Origin of the sequence: Aeromonas sp. R7-2, assembly GCF_040908105.1 — a bacterium.
Taxonomy (GTDB): domain Bacteria; phylum Pseudomonadota; class Gammaproteobacteria; order Enterobacterales; family Aeromonadaceae; genus Aeromonas; species Aeromonas caviae.
The window spans coordinates 1-16,923 of sequence record NZ_JBFODC010000025.1; the positions used below are offsets into that span (position 1 = coordinate 1).

At 54.4% G+C, this 16,923-nt stretch carries 15 protein-coding genes and 3 tRNA genes; 10 read left to right on the forward strand and 8 right to left on the reverse strand.

Features of this window, described 5'->3' with window-relative positions; translation table 11 throughout:
* Positions 1-793 precede the first annotated feature (793 nt).
* Both AB5Y47_RS10445 and AB5Y47_RS10450 read left to right on the forward strand, forming a co-directional pair.
* Complete coding sequence (locus tag AB5Y47_RS10445) at positions 794-2,725, forward strand: ATP-dependent endonuclease (RefSeq protein WP_368220209.1); 1,932 nt, start codon at positions 794-796, stop codon at positions 2,723-2,725.
* Positions 2,726-2,737: 12 nt separating this feature from the next.
* Positions 2,738-4,489: a UvrD-helicase domain-containing protein gene (locus AB5Y47_RS10450; RefSeq protein WP_368220210.1), complete on the forward strand. Its 1,752-nt coding sequence runs from the start codon at positions 2,738-2,740 to the stop codon at positions 4,487-4,489.
* Positions 4,490-5,269: 780 nt separating this feature from the next.
* Here the strand turns inward: AB5Y47_RS10450 and AB5Y47_RS10455 are convergent.
* Positions 5,270-5,884 (reverse strand): hypothetical protein, encoded by a 615-nt coding sequence (locus tag AB5Y47_RS10455; protein ID WP_368220211.1) that lies wholly within the window; start codon positions 5,882-5,884, stop codon positions 5,270-5,272.
* Positions 5,885-5,979: 95 nt separating this feature from the next.
* Between AB5Y47_RS10455 and AB5Y47_RS10460 the strand changes: the two genes are divergently transcribed.
* On the forward strand, positions 5,980-6,339 hold the full coding sequence (locus tag AB5Y47_RS10460; protein ID WP_368220212.1) for a lysozyme inhibitor LprI family protein: 360 nt from the start codon (positions 5,980-5,982) through the stop codon (positions 6,337-6,339).
* 249 nt (positions 6,340-6,588) lie between these two features.
* Here the strand turns inward: AB5Y47_RS10460 and cysS are convergent, their stop codons facing one another.
* Positions 6,589-7,965 carry a cysteine--tRNA ligase gene (gene cysS, locus AB5Y47_RS10465; RefSeq protein ID WP_323954823.1) on the reverse strand — a complete coding sequence of 459 codons (1,377 nt, stop codon included), beginning with the start codon at positions 7,963-7,965 and terminating at the stop codon, positions 6,589-6,591.
* Positions 7,966-8,156: 191 nt separating this feature from the next.
* On the opposite strand from cysS, the gene AB5Y47_RS10470 reads away from it, so the two are divergent.
* The 6 genes from AB5Y47_RS10470 (at position 8,157) to AB5Y47_RS10495 (ending at position 12,273) form a co-directional block, all read left to right on the forward strand.
* Positions 8,157-8,654 carry a peptidylprolyl isomerase gene (locus tag AB5Y47_RS10470; RefSeq protein WP_010675220.1) on the forward strand — a complete coding sequence of 166 codons (498 nt, stop codon included), beginning with the start codon at positions 8,157-8,159 and terminating at the stop codon, positions 8,652-8,654.
* Positions 8,644-9,330 (forward strand): DUF4269 domain-containing protein, encoded by a 687-nt coding sequence (locus AB5Y47_RS10475; protein WP_368220213.1) that lies wholly within the window; start codon positions 8,644-8,646, stop codon positions 9,328-9,330. The genes AB5Y47_RS10470 and AB5Y47_RS10475 overlap by 11 nt, the downstream gene beginning before the upstream one ends.
* Positions 9,331-9,343: 13 nt before the next feature.
* On the forward strand, positions 9,344-10,069 hold the full coding sequence (gene lpxH / locus AB5Y47_RS10480; RefSeq protein ID WP_041213119.1) for a UDP-2,3-diacylglucosamine diphosphatase: 726 nt from the start codon (positions 9,344-9,346) through the stop codon (positions 10,067-10,069).
* Positions 10,070-10,197: 128 nt separating this feature from the next.
* Positions 10,198-10,446: a GlsB/YeaQ/YmgE family stress response membrane protein gene (locus tag AB5Y47_RS10485; RefSeq protein ID WP_043156234.1), complete on the forward strand. Its 249-nt coding sequence runs from the start codon at positions 10,198-10,200 to the stop codon at positions 10,444-10,446.
* Positions 10,447-10,601: 155 nt separating this feature from the next.
* Entirely contained in the window at positions 10,602-11,237 is a 636-nt protein-coding gene (locus tag AB5Y47_RS10490) for a TetR/AcrR family transcriptional regulator (RefSeq protein ID WP_045524203.1), read from the forward strand.
* A gap of 52 nt (positions 11,238-11,289) precedes the next feature.
* The gene (locus tag AB5Y47_RS10495) at positions 11,290-12,273 is read left to right on the forward strand and encodes an MDR family oxidoreductase (RefSeq protein ID WP_368220214.1); all 984 of its coding nucleotides are present in this window, start codon (positions 11,290-11,292) and stop codon (positions 12,271-12,273) included.
* A 162-nt stretch (positions 12,274-12,435) separates the two neighbouring features.
* Here the strand turns inward: AB5Y47_RS10495 and AB5Y47_RS10500 are convergent, their stop codons facing one another.
* Together AB5Y47_RS10500 and AB5Y47_RS10505 are read right to left on the reverse strand one after the other, a co-directional pair.
* The gene (locus AB5Y47_RS10500; RefSeq protein ID WP_042014762.1) at positions 12,436-12,909 is read right to left on the reverse strand and encodes a DMT family transporter; all 474 of its coding nucleotides are present in this window, start codon (positions 12,907-12,909) and stop codon (positions 12,436-12,438) included.
* Between the two features lie 14 nt (positions 12,910-12,923).
* Positions 12,924-14,408: an amidohydrolase family protein gene (locus AB5Y47_RS10505; RefSeq protein ID WP_368220215.1), complete on the reverse strand. Its 1,485-nt coding sequence runs from the start codon at positions 14,406-14,408 to the stop codon at positions 12,924-12,926.
* 58 nt (positions 14,409-14,466) lie between these two features.
* Between AB5Y47_RS10505 and AB5Y47_RS10510 the strand changes: the two genes are divergently transcribed.
* Positions 14,467-15,372 (forward strand): LysR family transcriptional regulator, encoded by a 906-nt coding sequence (locus tag AB5Y47_RS10510; protein WP_041213122.1) that lies wholly within the window; start codon positions 14,467-14,469, stop codon positions 15,370-15,372.
* 313 nt (positions 15,373-15,685) lie between these two features.
* Here AB5Y47_RS10510 and AB5Y47_RS10515 read toward each other — a convergent pair.
* The 4 genes from AB5Y47_RS10515 to pgsA all read right to left on the reverse strand — a co-directional run bounded on the left by AB5Y47_RS10515 (position 15,686) and on the right by pgsA (position 16,730).
* Positions 15,686-15,772, reverse strand: a tRNA-Leu gene (locus tag AB5Y47_RS10515).
* 40 nt (positions 15,773-15,812) lie between these two features.
* Positions 15,813-15,886 (reverse strand) — tRNA-Cys (locus AB5Y47_RS10520).
* A 34-nt stretch (positions 15,887-15,920) separates the two neighbouring features.
* Positions 15,921-15,996, reverse strand: a tRNA-Gly gene (locus AB5Y47_RS10525).
* A gap of 179 nt (positions 15,997-16,175) precedes the next feature.
* Complete coding sequence (gene pgsA / locus AB5Y47_RS10530) at positions 16,176-16,730, reverse strand: CDP-diacylglycerol--glycerol-3-phosphate 3-phosphatidyltransferase (protein WP_010675229.1); 555 nt, start codon at positions 16,728-16,730, stop codon at positions 16,176-16,178.
* Positions 16,731-16,923: the final 193 nt, after the last annotated feature.

A 16,923-nucleotide genomic window follows, 5' to 3' on the forward strand; every position in this document is an offset into this window, starting at 1 on the left:
CCACGCCTCAATGGCACGGCTTCGCCGCGCAGGACACGAGGACTCCGTCCTCGACGGGGTTTCGGATTTGTCCCCTCTCCCCTTGGGGGAGAGGGCTAGGGTGAGGGGTGGGTAACGTCATTGCCTGGCGAATGCCGCACCACGCCTCAATGGCACGGCTTCGCCGCGCAGGACACGAGGACTCCGTCCTCGGTGGGGTTTCGCCGCCGCTGCGCGGCTGGGCGAGTGACTTTTCTTTGCGTGGCCAAAGAAAAGTCACCAAAAGAAAGGCCACCCCCACTTGTTCGCCCTCCTGCGTCGGGTTCCCTCGGTTCAGGCAAAAGGTCTGGCGGAACGACGCAGACGGTACATCCCTGTACCGCCTGCGTCTGCGCCGTCGTCCATGACGGCGCTCCTGACCTTGTGCCCTCACCTCGGCGAACAACAGGGGGGCAACACACAACCCGCAGCACCGAGGCCAGTTAATTGACCATGACCTTGTGTTTGCGGGGTCAGGGTCGGGAGGGCTGTTCTCTCAGAGCCAACCCCTCGCCCACCCCATGGCGAGATCAGATTGTCGCACCTATGCAACAGACCTCATCAAGATAGTTGCATTGGTGAAAAAATCATAGTGAATGCAACAGCAAGCGGCAGATGTCTCTATCGGGAAACAGCTTTATATCGAATGCCCGACAGTAAGTATTTCATCGTAATAACACCTTATTTCTCGAACGTCCGATTACGCTCCGCTAAGCGAATATACAGCCCCGTCTAAAGCTATCGATATTTTATAAACTAATAAGCAGGAATCGACATGTATTTACATGAACTAAATGTTCAAGGATTTCGTTGTTTCAATGAAAATTTTAAAATTCAATTAACCAATGGACTAAATGTAATAGTAGGTGAGAATGGAGCAGGAAAAACAGCAATAATAAGCGCTATTAGACAACTCTTTCACGACTCTGAGTCTGGGAGATACAACATCAGCAGTGATGATTTTTTCAATTCCTTTGAATCAAGTGACAATCCATACCAATTCTTTTCCATTAGAGCAGAATTTGATAATTTAGATTTAATTGATAAAGTGGCATTACTCCCGTGGGTTGGTTCAAAAAAAACCGCTCAATTAAATTTACAAGTTGAAAATAAAGAAAGATTTGGTCGTTTTAAAAGAGTGATTTGGGGCGGTAGTTCACGTAGTTCTCAGTTTGACCCAGAGCTTTTAGAACTTATTCAATGTGTATATTTACCGCCTTTACGCGATGCAGAATCAAAGCTATCCAATGGTCGTCAATCACGACTATCAAAATTGCTTAAAGCGATAAACCATAAAGAACTCATGAAGTGCAAAAAGAATGGTAAATTACATCCACTTGAGGAGAAAATAAAAGATTTTAATACATCTCTTGCAACTGATGATGGCCTGAGCATAAAACATGCAAATGAATTGATAACAGAAAACCTCACAAAAGCAATAGGTTATCATTTTGGACAAAACACAAGAATACAGTTTGCTGAAACTGATTTCACTAGGATTGCGGAAAGTTTAACATTATTGTTTTTCCCTAATTTATCAACAGATGATAGAGAACTATTCAGAAACCTAAACCAGAACAGTTTAGGATACAACAACCTATTATATATTGCATCAATTCTTGCAGAGATCACACTGAATGATGAGGCTGATGACCAGCCTCTTTTAAAGCTACTTCTCATTGAGGAGCCTGAGGCTCATTTACATCCTCAACTGCAAATTAGGTTACTTAACTACCTAAAAAACGTTGCTGAAAATAACAAAAACGTTCAAGTGATTGTAACTACCCACTCTACTGTTTTAGCTTCATCTGTTGACATTGAATCTATCATCCACTTATCAAAATCTCATAATCCTGTTGCAACTCCATTAAAGAATTGTGGATTAAAGCCAAATAGCACTCAATTTATTAACCGTTGGTTAGATGTCACAAAATCCAATTTGTTATTTGCAAGTGGTGTGATTCTAGTTGAGGGTATTGCAGAACAAATGCTACTCCCTGCTATTGCAAGAATAGTGCTTAACGGTCAAGAAAATGGGAAGAATAGCCTTGAAGACTTAGGAATATCAACAATCAATCTCAATGGAATATATTTTCAACACTTCATGCAGCTATATTGTAATATCCAAACTAGTGACGATGAAGACACTGAACACTGTAATATTCCAATTAGATGCGCGGGGCTAACTGATTTAGATCCGCCCAAGACAATAAAAGTTAAGAACCCAAATACAGCAACCGAAGATGAATCAAAAGAAATTGATGTCGATTTCATTCCATATGAAGGAAATTTAATGCATGGAACAAATCACGCAATAAAGCTGGTTGAATCAATTAATACTTCAACCCATGCTAGATTATTTGTTAGTAAATATAAGACTCTAGAATATGACCTTGCAATGGAGGGTAATAATGCAGCACTAATGTCTGAAATAATAGCCTCTCTGTGGCCTAAACCTATAAGTGGTAAAAGTCCAATAATTGATGAATTCACAGCAATGTCGAGTGAGGATTGGACTAAAAAATCACAGGAAGAAGTCGCCACTGCAGCACATAAAATTCTTCATAGAATTGATGATGACAATATTGGTAAAGGTATGTTCGCCCAAATTATGACAGATAAGATTCAAGAAAACCCACAGAAGTTTTCTGTCCCAAATTATATTAGAAATGCCATTCTCTGGGCATCATCATTAAACACCGTATAGGAGTTGATGTTCATGGAATTTACCGAAGAGCAATTGAAGTACATCAATTCCAGCATTAATAAACACACCTTTTTAGAGGCATGCCCCGGCAGTGGAAAAACTGAGGTTGTTTCTGCAAAAGTAGCAAAAGAGATTAGTTATTGGGATAAGTATCCCGGTGGAATTGCAATATTATCTTTTACTAATAGTGCTACCGATGAACTAACGCATAGAATATCAACACACCTATTGCAAGCAAAGGTAATGTTCCCCCACACTCTCGGAACATTTGATAGCTTCATCTATAAAAATATTGTTTCCCCATTAGTAACAGAGTTGACAAAATATATAGGGGAAGGAAATGATTCATCAATTAAAATAATTGATGCATCTGTTACGTTGGGTTATAGAACAAAGTATAGTTATGCAAAGAGAGGAAACATATATGCCCATCATTTTTCTTTTGACATGAAAAACGATGGCATTATATTTAACACCGGGGATCCGATAACAGATAAAGCTCTAAGTAAACTTACTCTAACCGACTGGCAAATTAAAGATTTTCAAGACACTAAATTAAAAATGTTTCAAGGGGGATTTGCTACCTATAAAGACATTGAATATCTAGCTATCATGGCTGTCAATGATCTCAAGTTCAAACAATATTTCGAGTTACTTGTAAAGCGCTATCCATTGATTATTATCGATGAATGCCAAGACCTATCAGAAGAGCAACTGACTATCCTTCAGGCTCTTGCAAACAATGGGGCCATATTGCATTTTGTGGGGGATCTTCATCAAGCTATCTATGGCTTCCGCGATGTTGAGCCAATTAAAGTTACAGAGTTTGTTACCAACAATGATTTTTTACACTTAAAGCTAACTAGAAATTTTCGTAGTTGCCAAAATATCATTAATGTTTGTGCCAAAATCACCGGCCGCTCGGATATAATAGGAAATATATCTTGGCTCGAACAAAGATGCATAGTGATGCAATATGAGGTCTGCCCTACAGAACTTGTGAGCAGCTTTGACAAAATATTTTCTCAATTCGAGAACAACGTAATTTTATCAAGAGGACACGCTATCCTACAAAAGTTCCAGACTAATATCGAAAAGTTAAATAATATACAAAGGCTAGCTCTGTCAATTAAATTATTTGATGTTGATGACCCTGATAACCTGAATACATCTATACAACTTTTCTCCGAATTCATTAGTCATCACCTTAAGGAAAGCTATAGACCTAATAGTTTTAACTGTCCTCAATCAATCTCTTCCAATCTTATATGGCGAAAGTTTTTATGTGCTTCATTGAACTATCTAGTAAACAATCATCTAAAAACTATGAATATATCATGGTCTGTATGGACTAAACGAACAAAGCAACTTATTCACTCCCTATCAAAACAAGAATTTTGCTCTGATTTAATAGCCAAATCGATATCTAGCTTAGATGATGTAAAGTTAGTTTCTCCTTCCGGATTGTCAGAAGAAGAAGTAACAACTACTTTAGGCACAGCGTTCAAACCAATGATTTCATACCGAAAATCAACAATTCACGGAGCAAAAGGTGAAACACATGACGTCACAGTCGTCATATCATCGCCACAAGCAGGCAATGACTCTAACTGGCTAAATTGGATTAAATCTCCAGATACAGAATCAGCAAGATTTGCTTATGTCGCGTCATCTAGACCTAAACATTATTTAATCTGGGCAGTAAAAAAACTAAAGGAAGCTGAAAAAGACAAACTAAAAAACATAGGTTTCTTCATACATTAAAATGCCATCAAGCATCCCACCTACAAATTTCTATATTACTGTAACTGCCATATATAAACTGCAGCCTTGAGCTGCGGTTTATATTTCTATTCCCCAAACATGCTTTGATCAAACCCAAACCTATTCCCCCGCCCCCTTGCACTGCTCTCCCCCTGCGGCGTAATAAACGGTCGACCAGAAAGATAAAGCCACGGGGGGGCACGGTATTGGTTCCCCCTGCAAACCGCTGAGTCGAGTTCAACGGGTCAGGAGCGCCATCAGGGATGATGGCGTAGCCGCAGTCGGCATATGGGCCAAATCAGATCAGGGCGAGCACTGCTCGACCCCGATTTGGCGCGAGAACAAGGATGTTCGAAGCGGGCTTTGGCCGAAGCCATGGATGGCGTAGGCCAAAGTGCCGTCTGCGGTGCTCCGTCCGACCCGTTGGACGAGACGAGGGAACCCGCGAAGCGGGCGGTTTGCCGGGGGGAAGACTTTTGGTGTTATTTGCCAAAGAGAGCGGGTCTTTCCAAAGTCACTCGCCCCAGCCCGAAGGGCGGGCGAAATCCTGTCGAGGGCAAGGCCCTCGTGTCCTGCATGGCGAAGCCATGCCATTAAGGCGTGGGACGACATTCAGCCGAGGAATGACATTAGCCCCCTCACCCTGACCCTCTCCCCCAAGGGGCGAGGGGATCAGACCGCAGGATGCCGAGGCTTCGGCAAACCACAAACAAAAACCGCAGCCTTGATCTGCGGTTTTTATTTCTATTCCCCAAACACTTTTTCACTCAAGCCAAAACCCTATTTCCCCAACCCCTTACACAGCTCTCCTCCTGCGGCGGGATAGGCGGTGAGCATGTCGTAGAGAGCGGCGCGCAGGCTGCCGGATTGGCAGAAATCACAGCTGCCGCCAGCGTCGATATCGGTGATGCGGGCGCCCTGCGGCCCTTCCTGTACCAGATAGGTGCTGACAAAACGGTAGGTGCCGCTGGGGGCGTCGGGCGGGGTGCCCGGCTCGCCAAAGGTGAAACGCACCTTGACCTCGCTGCGATCCCGGCTGCCGGCGATGGCGCGCGACGAGAGGATCTCCGAGCCCAGCAGGTGATCCCAGGCATTGGGCAGGAAGGGGTTGCCCTCGACGAAGGGGGGCTTCTCGTCCGGGGCTTCGCGAGTGGCTATCTCCCGCGCCTTGGAGGCGGCATTGAGCAGGCAGAGCAGCTCGGGGGAGACGATGCCTGGCAGTGCGCCGCCAAGATCGCTCTGATAGAGGCCGCTCGGTTTGACTTGGCGCTCCCAGTCGAGAAACTCGGCCACCTTGGCGCGGGCTTGGACCTGCATATCGGGGGCAGTGGCGGCCACAGACAGCCCGGACGCCAGCAGAGGCAGGGCCAGAAACGGCATCCAGTTCAACTTCATGACGTCATCTCCTTGTTATTCTTGAAAAACAGAGCCGCCATCTGGCCGGTTTATGCCGTATATTGGCCCTCTCCCTACCACAAAGGAACAGCCTCTTGAGACCCTATCCCGCCCTGTTGCTCTTGCTGGCAACCACTGCCGTTCAGGCCGAACAGGATTGTACTGCGCCGGTGACACAAACCGACATGAACATCTGTGCGTTTCAGGATTACCAGCGAGCCGATGCCAAGCTCAATGCCGCCTATCAAAAGCGGGTTGCCACCCTCGAGAAGGCACAGCTGGAGAGGCTGAGAACTGCGCAACGGGCCTGGATCGCCTTTCGCGATGCCCAGTGCCGTTACGAGGCCGGCGTCTATGAAGGGGGATCAATGGCGCCCATGGTCCACAGCAGTTGTCTCACCCAGTTGACCGAGGCGCGCACCAAAGACCTGAACATATTGCCAGACCAGCCATGATCAGAGGCGCCAACCAGGTCAGGTAGGAACTGGGGACAAGTAACAGACGGCTTGCAGGCACTCCGGTGAGTAATGACGCTAGTCCCCTCACCCTGACCCTCTCCCACAAGGGGAGAGGGGATCAGAACTCAGGCCGCCGAGGCTTGAGAGGTATCGAGGGAAGAGACACAAACAAAAACCGCAGCCCAAGGGCTGCGGTTTTTTTATTGGCTCAACCTGTTGGCCTAGGCGCCAACAAGGCCACCGGCCTTAGGCACGGCGCCAGCTGGTCTTGCCGGCGCTGTCTTCCAGCACGATGCCCATCTCGGTGAGACGGGCTCTAGCGGCATCCGCCGCGGCCCAGTTCTTGTCGGCGCGGGCCTGGTTGCGCTCGGCAATCAGGCGCTCGATCTCGGCGACCTCTTCGTCCGCCTCAATACCCTTCAGGAAGGCATCCGGATCCTGCTGCAGGATGCCGAGCACGGCGCCCAGCTCGCGCAGACGGGCACCGAGGCCGGCGGCCACGGCCATGTCTTCACCCTTCTGGCGGTTGATCTCGCGCACCAGGTCGAACAGGGCGGAGTAGGCTTCCGGGGTGTTGAAGTCGTCGTCCATGGCTTCCTTGAAGCGGGCCACCTGCTCGTCGCCACCGGCAGCAGCGGCCAGCGGCAGATCCCGCAATGCGGTGTACATGCGCTCCAGGGCGGCGCGGGCCTGCTTCAGGTTGTCTTCCGAGTAGTTGAGCTGGCTGCGGTAGTGGCCGGACATCAGGAAGTAACGGACGGTTTCGGCGTCGTAGTGGGCCAGCACATCACGGATGGTGAAGAAATTGCCAAGGGACTTGGACATCTTCTCTTTATCCACCATCACCATGCCGCTGTGCATCCAGGTGTTGACGTAGTCGCCGCCGTGGGCGCAGCAGGACTGGGCAATCTCGTTCTCGTGGTGGGGGAACTGCAGATCGGAGCCGCCGCCGTGGATGTCGAAGTGGTTGCCAAGGTGCTTGGAGTTCATGGCGGAGCACTCGATGTGCCAGCCAGGGCGACCCGGGCCCCAGGGGCTGTCCCAGGTCGGTTCGCCGGGCTTGGACATCTTCCACAGCACGAAGTCGAGCGGATTGCGCTTGGCATCCACCACGTCGACCCGGGCGCCGGCCTGCAACTGCTCCAGATCCTGGCCCGAGAGCTTGCCGTAATCGGCGTAGGAGTCGACGATGAACATCACATCGCCGTTGTCCGCCACGTAGGCGTGCCCTTTTTCCAGCAGGGTTTCAACCAGGGCGATGATCTCGCCGATGTGCTGGGTGGCGCGGGGTTCGATGTCCGGGCGCACCATGCCGAGGGCGTCGAAATCCTGGTGCATGTCGCCGATGAGGCGCTCGGTGAGATCGTCACAGGTCACGTGCGTTTCGGCGGCGCGCTTGATGATCTTGTCATCCACGTCGGTGACGTTGCGCACATAGGTGAGGTCGTACCCTGCATAACGCAGGTAGCGAGCGACGACGTCGAAGGCGACGAAGGTACGGCCGTGGCCGATATGACAGTGATCATAGATAGTGACGCCACACACATACATGCCCACCTTGCCCGGGTGGATAGGTTTGAATTCTTCTTTTTGACGAGTGAGTGTGTTGTATATCTTCAGCATCTTATGACCACTGCCTGTGAGTAAAATGGCCTGCCATTCTAACCGCATCCGGTATAGAAAACGAGGCAGAAAAAGCCCCCTCTCCCCCCTGCCATCTATGCCGCAGGGCCCTGATGGGCTAGAATTGCCACCACTTTATGCCATACACCTGCGGGCACCTTGCTGCCCGCGTCAAAATGAAAGGACAACTCATGGTTACTCTGCACACCAACCACGGCGACATCACCCTGACCCTGAACGCGGAAAAAGCCCCGGAGACCGTGGCCAACTTCCTGCAATACTGCCGTGACGGTCACTACGACAACACCATCTTCCACCGCGTCATCGACGGCTTCATGATCCAGGGCGGCGGCTATGCCCCGGGCTTCGAAGAGAAAGAGACCCGCGCTCCCATCAAGAACGAGGCGGCCAATGGTCTGTCCAACAAGGTCGGCACCATCGCCATGGCCCGCACCATGGAGCCGCACTCCGCCAGCGCCCAGTTCTTCATCAACGTGAACAACAACGACTTCCTGGACTTCAAGTCCGCCACCACCCAGGGCTTCGGCTACTGCGTGTTCGGTGAAGTGACCGCCGGCATGGACGTGGTCAACAAGATCAAGGGCGTCAAGACCGGCAACTACGGCCGCATGCACCAGGACGTTCCGACCGAAGACGTCGTCATCACCAAGGTGACCCTTGCCGAGTAATCCCTGCCGGCCAGGCTCTGACACAACTGCGGCCCCGGCCGCAGTTTTTCCATCTGCCGCCCCCAACTGGCGCCGCCTCGACTATCTGGCCCAGGGCAACGAACGTCAGCGCTCGGCCCACGCCCTGCTGAGCGGCGGCCTGTGGGATGAGCTTGGCCCCCTGTGCAACGATCTGGCCCTGGTAAGCACGATCGCCATCGGGCTGGATAGGCCCGGCAGCGATCTCGACATCCTCTGCCAGCATCCGGACCCGGCCTTCCTTGCCGCGACACTGGCCGCACAAGGCTGGCAGGTGCGAAGCAAGGGCGAACAGGTCTGGATCGCCGAGCAGCAACGCCACGGGCCAGATGGCCAGTGCTGGCCAGTCGAGCTCTACCTCACCCCTGATCCCCTCGAGATGTGTCATGGCTGGCGCCACCTCAGCCTGATGGCCGCCCTGCTTGAGCGCTTTGGCGCCCCCTTCCACCGGGAGGTGCTGCGCCTGCGCGTTGATGAAGGGCTCAAGGGGGAAGCGGCCATGTGCCGCCTGCTGGGCCTGTCCGGCGACCCTTACGAGGCGTTGCTGACCCTGGAGGGCGTCAACCTTGCGGGGCTCTGCTGCTCTTCCCTCCCCCACCCGCTCGACGAGCAAGGTCACAGGCCTTGTCCGCCCCCAGGCGGGACTCTCTTACCATGATGCCCAGGAACTCATGAGCACCCTCTTTATCAGTGACATTCACCTCAGCCAAGGCAGGCCCGACATGACGGCGGCCCTGGTGCGCTTTCTGGCCGAAGACGCGCCCGGTGCCGACGCCCTCTATGTGCTGGGGGATCTGTTCGAATTCTGGATTGGGGACGACGACCCCAACCCGCTCCACCGCGAGGTGGCCGATGCCTTTCTCGCCCTGAGCCAGCAGGGGGTGCCCCTCTATTTCATTCACGGCAACCGCGACTTTCTCTTGGGGCGCCAGTTTGCCAAACGGGCCGGCATGACCCTGCTCGGCGACCCCTGCGTCATCGAGCTGTACGGCGAGCGGGTGCTGCTGAGCCACGGGGATCTGCTCTGCACCCGGGATGAGGGCTACCAGAAGTTTCGCCGCATCACACAACTCAAATGGCTACGCTGGCTCTTCCTGCGCCTGCCGCTCTCGCGCCGCCAGGCCATCGCCCACAAGATGCGCGGCCAGAGCCAGATGGAGAATGCCCACAAGAGCCAGATCATTATGGACGTGACCCCGGAGGCGGTAGACGAGATGCTGCGCCAGCACGGCTGCCGCCTGATGATCCACGGCCACACTCACAGGCCCGCCATCCACGACTTCACCCTGGATGGGCGTGCGGCGCGGCGCATCGTGCTGGGGGACTGGTTCGAGCAGGGGTCGGTGCTGGTGTGCTCCCCCGCCGGGCAGCGCCTCGACACCCGCGCGCTCGGCTGAGGCCCTCTGCCTGCCATGGTCATGAGCGAGTCTCATAAGACCGTTTCTGACTCACGCCGTGCTGTGGCGGGATACAAGCAGGATCCCTGCATATACTCTGGTTCTCTGCACATAACGAGGAGATGACCATGGGATTTCTTACTTGGGTGGTACTGGGGCTGATCGTCGGCATCCTGGCTAAATGGATCATGCCGGGCAAGGATGGCGGCGGTTTCTTCATGACAGTGATCCTGGGGGTGGTCGGTGCCATGGTGGGGGGCTATGTCAGCACCCTGTTCGGGATGGGAACGGTCACCGGCTTCAACCTGCCGAGCATCATCATCGCCACCGTTGGCGCCCTGATCGTGCTGTTTGTCTACAACAAGTTGCGCAGTTGAGACCCAGCCACCCATCGATGCGAGGGCGCCTGTGGCGCCCTCGCTGTTTTCTGCCCCGCTGGCTCCATCTTGCCGCGACCACCCGATCTCATCCCCCGAGCCTTAGCCCGGCGCCGGGCTTGCATCATTTCTAGTAGAGGCGTCTAATAACTCCCATGCCAACCAGCGACGCTCTGCCCCGCCGCCCTCGCGGTCGCCCTGCCCTGCACGGGCACACCTATGCCGATACCCGGGATCTGTTGATCCGCCGGGGCATGGAGCTGCTGACCGAACAGGGCATCGCCGCCACCTCCATCGAGCGGGTATTGCAGTCGACCGGGATCCCCAAGGGCTCCTTCTATCACTACTTCGCCACCAAGCACGACTTCACCCTGGCGGTCATGGATGCCTATCACCATTACTTCTGCCGCAAGCTGACGCGCTATCTGGAGGATGAGAGCCTGCCTCCCCTGGCCCGTCTTGTCGCCTTCGTCGACAGCGCCTGCCGGGGCATGACCCGTTATGCGTTCCAGCGGGGCTGCCTTGTGGGCAACCTGGGTCAGGAGGTGGTGCAACTGCCCCCCGATCTGCGCCTGCGCCTCGAGCAGATCCTCCTCGACTGGGAGGCACTGCTCGCCCGCTGCCTGAGGGATGCGGTGACGGCGGGGGAGCTGCCCCCTGATTGTGACTGCCCTGCCCTCGCCCATCAGTTCTGGATCGGCTGGGAAGGGGCCGTACTGCGCGCACGACTGGTGGGCGATACCGAGCCCATGCTCTCTTTTCTCCGCTTTTTCATGACCTTGGCCAAATAGGTTTTTTACGAAGATTAATAGTCAGTCAGTCCAATTAATGGGAGTAGACAAGATGTTCAACGGTATTCTGATCGAGAAAGACGAGGCGGGTTATCGCGCCAGCTACCAGAGCCTCTCCGAGGAGATATTGCCTGCCGGGGATGTGACCGTGGCGGTACAGTGGTCTTCCCTCAACTACAAGGATGGCCTGGCCCTCACCGGCGCCGCCCCCGTGGTACGCAGCTTCCCTCTGATCCCCGGCATCGACTTTGCCGGTACCGTGCTGGAGAGCCAGCATCCCGACTGGCATCCCGGCGACAAGGTGGTGCTCAACGGATGGGGCGTGGGCGAGACCCACAGTGGCGGGCTGGCAGAGCGGGCACGGGTCCGGGGCGACTGGCTGGTCGCCCTGCCTGAGCGCTTCCAGCCCCGGGACGCCATGGCCATCGGCACCGCAGGGTACACCGCCATGCTCTGCGTGATGGCGTTGGAGAAGCACGGCATCACCCCCGGTGACGGTGACATTCTGGTGACGGGCGCCAACGGCGGTGTTGGCAGCGTGGCGATCACCCTCCTGGCCAAGCTCGGCTATCGGGTCGTGGCCGCCACCGGGCGGCTGCACGAGGCCGACTATCTGACGTCCCTCGGCGCCGCCGAGGTGATCGATCGCGCCGAACTGGCCACGCCGGGACGCCCGCTGGGCAAGGAACGCTGGGCCGGCGTCATCGACACCGTCGGCAGCCACACCCTGGCCAATGCCTGCGCCACTACCCGCTACGGCGGCGCCGTGGCCGCCTGCGGTCTGGCGGGAGGGATGGACTTCCCCTCCACCGTCATGCCCTTCATCCTGCGCGGCGTCACCCTCTATGGCATCGACAGCGTGATGGCACCGCGCCCGCTGCGCCAGCAGGCCTGGGCCCGACTGGCCGAGGATCTCGACCTGACCCGCCTCCATCTCCTCACCCGGGAAGTGCCCCTCTCCCAGGTCGTGACCCTGGGGGATGCCTTCCTGGCAGGCCAGGTGCGCGGCCGGATCCTGGTCAATGTCCAGGGGTGATGACTGACGCGATATGAGCCGGCTCGCCTGACCAGGTCAGGCGAGCCTCTTTGTGTCCCCCTATTCAGGTCATGGAACTGAGCCGGGATGCAAACCCCATCAGCAGAACGCCTGCCCCGGGGCAGACGTTCGTGAAGGTCAAAACATCAGAAGGCCGCTTCATCAGTGCATAAGGCGCTCAGCTAACCGATCACCGAACAACATGATGACGAGCCCGGTCAGCATGACCAACATTCCACCCAGCTTTATCAAAGATACCGGACGCTGGATGGTGCCAAGCAGACCAAAATGGTCGATGACCTGGGATGAGAGCAACTGTCCGACGATGGCCAACCCAAGCAGGGCTGACAACCCGATTTTCGGTGCGAGCACGATGTAGCTGAACAGCGCGCAAGCACCGATCAGGCCGCCGGCCAGACTCCACAGAGGCTGTGATGGAATGGCCGCAAGCGAGGTGAATAATCCGCCACGCAGCAGCGAGAAGACCCCGAGGCTGAATGCACCGGCCGCAAAGGAGAACAATGCGGCGGTGACCGAATCGCCCCCGAGTCCTCGTGCCAGCTGGCTATTCAGAGTTGTCTGCAGCGTGATCCCGAGACCTGCGGCAAAAGCGATGACGTAATACAGCGTGCTCATGGGTTGCATACCTGTCAGTGTGCATGTGCCAGCGGCAGGAAGGCGTCAGCAAAAATGTCAGGCTCATACCCGGCGGCGGCAAACAGATGCTCACGGGACTCATCAATGGCGGCGCGAAGGCGCGTGCTGTCTACGCCAAGCACCTTGCCATGCTGCTTGACGATGCGCCCGCCAATAATGACGGTATCAATGTTGCTGCGCTCTGTCGCATGCACCACGGTGCCAAAGGCATTGCCGGACGGGTAGAGGTTGATATCGCCAACATTGATCAGAATGAGATCCGCCTGTTTTCCTAGCGTCAGGCTCCCTACCTTGTCCAGCAGCCCTGCACAGGCAGCACCATCGACAGTCGCCGATTTGAGAAGTTGGGCAGCCGGCAGCGTGGTCAGCGAGTGGTCGGAGCCGCAGCAGTGCTGCTGATGCATGCCCATCACCCGTTGCAGGTAAAATGCCACGCGCATTTCCATAAACATATCAGTGCTGTAAGAGGTTTCATTGTCGACGCTGAGGCCAGGGTTGATGCCATGACGCTGCGCCGCCTGGATGGCAAACATACCGTCCTCGATGCCATAGTGCGCATCGGAGCGCGGGCAGACATTCACCCGGACACCGGCTTCTCGCAGGATCTTCCATCCCTCATCTGGCAGTGACGTACAGTGATTGAAAATATTGTCCGGGCCGAGCAGACCGCGCCGATGCAGTGACTCCAGCTCAGACGCCATAAAAGAACCAAAGAATTCAGTGACGATCGGCAGTCCCAGCCTGCGAGCCTCGGCCCACAATGCAGGCTCCAGCTGGGCCATGACAGCAAGGGAAACCAGGCTCTCTGGGTTGTCCTTGAAATATTTCTCTTGCAGGCGTTGCCAGTTACCCGGCCAATGAGCCTTGTCCCATTCCCCCGATACCGGTGCGCCGGAGGCGTGTATGGCACGGATCCCTGCATCCAGCAGGGCCTCGACGGCGGCGTCCGAATGGGCTGCGGTGCGGCTGTTATGGGAATTGTCAATGACGGTGGTGATGCCTGCATCAATGCAGCCCAGTGCCGTCAGCAGGTTGCCGATATACATATCGGCAGGGCGATAGTACTTGGCGAAAGAGAAGTGCGTGGCGTTGCTGTAGTCTTCCAGACAAGTGGCATTCGGATTGATGCGGCGCAGTTGTCCCTCCCAGGAGTGGCGATGAGAATCCACCATCCCCGGCATGGCGATCATGTTCGTAGCATTGATGATACGGGCACCATTCGCCTCCAGATTCTCGCCTATGGCCGTAATGGTTGATCCACTGATCAGAATGTCTCCACGTTCAATGTTACCCACGCTCTCATCCATGCTGAGGATCGTGGCCCCCTTGATCAAGATTGAATCTGGTATTACATCTTGATTATTAACAATATTTCTAACGTATCCGGTCATTTCAAGAGCCTCTTTTCTAGCCAATGGCAAAAAGATACGGCACTCTATTACCCTGAAAAAGATGACCAAACTGTTTTCATAATTCATGATCTTCGAATAATCATGGGAACTATCGGTAGAGTTATCGTCTCAAGGGAGAAGGGCTGTGGATCGTATTCAGGCTATGCAGATCTTTATGCGGGTTGCTGAGACCGGAAGCTTCGTGCAGGCAGCAGAGACCCTCTCACTGCCTTCCTCGACAGTCAGCAGTACGATTAAAAACCTCGAAAAATACCTGCAGGTGCGCCTGCTGAACAGAACAACGAGGCGGGTGAACCTCACCCCTGAAGGCCTGCAGTATCTTGGCCAGTGCAGGGAAATACTCTCATTGATTGAACATGCCGAGTCCAGCCTGACGGAGGCTATCAAGCGGCCACAGGGGCGTTTGCGGGTTGATATGCCGAGCGGGATAGCACATTCCATCGTCATGCCGAATCTCAGAGACTTTCACCAACGTTATCCAGATATCTACCTGATGATAGGTGTGAGTGACCGGCAGGTTGATCTTGTTCAGGAAGGTGTGGACTGCGTGATCAGAACAGGAGAGCTGAATAACTCCACCCTTGTTGCTCGTCCCCTTGGCCGGTTTCGGTGGGTAACCTGCGCCTCGCCTGAATACCTTCACGAAAACGGTGTTCCCCAGTCCCCTGAAGAACTGTCTGTGCACCAGGCGGTCCACTACTTTTCGGGCCTCGCCAGGCATGCAAACGAAATGCGCTTTGTCCGCGGTAAAGAGACTCTATCGGTTACTGTGAGCGGCACCGCAGCCGTCAATGACACGGGGCTTTATATCAAGATGTGCCTCGATGGCTTTGGCCTCATCCAGCTTGCCGAGAATGTTGTACTGGAGCACCTGCAGGCAGGAAGGCTCATCGAGGTGCTAGCAGATTGGCAACCGCCATCGGTGCCAGTCACATTGCTTTATCCCCATCAGCGTTTTCTGTCTCCTGCCGTGCGTGCATTTGCTGACTGGATTGCCGAACTTGTCCACAAGACCAGCCCGGGAAAATGAATACAACCATAGGATTCAAATCTGTTTGCTGGCCAACGAAACGCGAGGCCCAGGCGCCATAACAAGCCGCGCTAGCTTCAGTACCAAAGACCATCCCTAGACAACCTCGGCGCAGTGTCAAGGCACATCTGCTTGCCTATGTCGGAGCACTCAGCCAGCCGATTACAGCAAATCACAGGGAGCAACAAGTCACCTGGACAGGAAATGGCCAATTCAGCAAAAGTGGGAAAGAAATTCTGGGGGGGTAAAACAAAAACGACGCAATGAAGCGTCGTATCTGTTTAATCTGTAAGGCTTTTTTCTTCAATTTTAATGGTGCCTGAGGCCGGAATCGAACCGGCACGACGCGAACGTCGAGGGATTTTAAATCCCTTGTGTCTACCGATTTCACCACTCAGGCACCGCAATCGGTATCAAGTCCGCGGGCGGGCTTGTCAATATGGAGGCACGTTCCGGAGTCGAACCGGACTAAACGGATTTGCAATCCGCTGCATAACCGCTTTGCTAACGCGCCATGCAAAAGAGAGGAACTCTCTATTGTCTGAATTTGGAGCGGGAAACGAGACTCGAACTCGCGACCCCGACCTTGGCAAGGTCGTGCTCTACCAACTGAGCTATTCCCGCATCGGTCTGGCTGACTGCCTGACTGTGAGAACGCATTCTAGCGATGTTCCCCGCCCAGTCAACCAAAAACATTTAATACGCTGATCGTTCGGGTGTTTTTTACCCTTGTCCCACACTTTTGGCGCTCATGGCCGTTTCTCGGCGCCAGTGGCAGAGAAACGGCCATCTTCCCGTTTGGACTAGAACCGGGAGTGGTAGCTGAGATCGCCCCAGGCAGCCTTCATGTACTGGAACATGGACCAGAAGGTGAGCACGGTGGCCACGTAGAGCAGCACATAGGCGAGCCACACCATCCAGATGTCGTATTGCCAGATGAGGCCGGTGAGCGACACCATCTGGATCATGGTCTTCCATTTGCCAATCCAGCTGACCGCCACCGAGGAGCGCTTGCCAAGCTCGGCCATCCATTCACGCAGGGCGGAGATGATGATCTCCCGGCCAATCATGGTCATGGCGGGGATGGTGACCCAGACGGTGTTGTAGTGCTCGACGATGACCACCAGGGCCGCCGCCACCATGATCTTGTCGGCCACCGGATCGAGGAAGGCGCCAAAGGCGGTGGACTGGTTCAGCTTGCGGGCAAGATAGCCGTCAAACCAGTCGGTTGCGGCCGCCAGGATGAAGACGATGGCCGCCGCCATGTAGGACCACTGATAGGGAAGGTAGAACAGGATGACGAAGACGGGGATGAGCAAAATCCGAAAGAACGTCAGCAGGTTAGGAATATTTGTCATTATTTTCAGCCACTTCTTGTATGCCGCTACATGGTAGCCCCAAGCCGATCGCGGATGCAACCGAACTGGCGCCCGCCTTGGTCCATTAATCCATCAATAACCTCAGGATGCCGGTCATTATGGCATTTGGGAGCCCCCTGCGTCACGGCTCTTGTGCGCAGGCGGCACGCCCTGATGCCCCCTGGCGTGACCA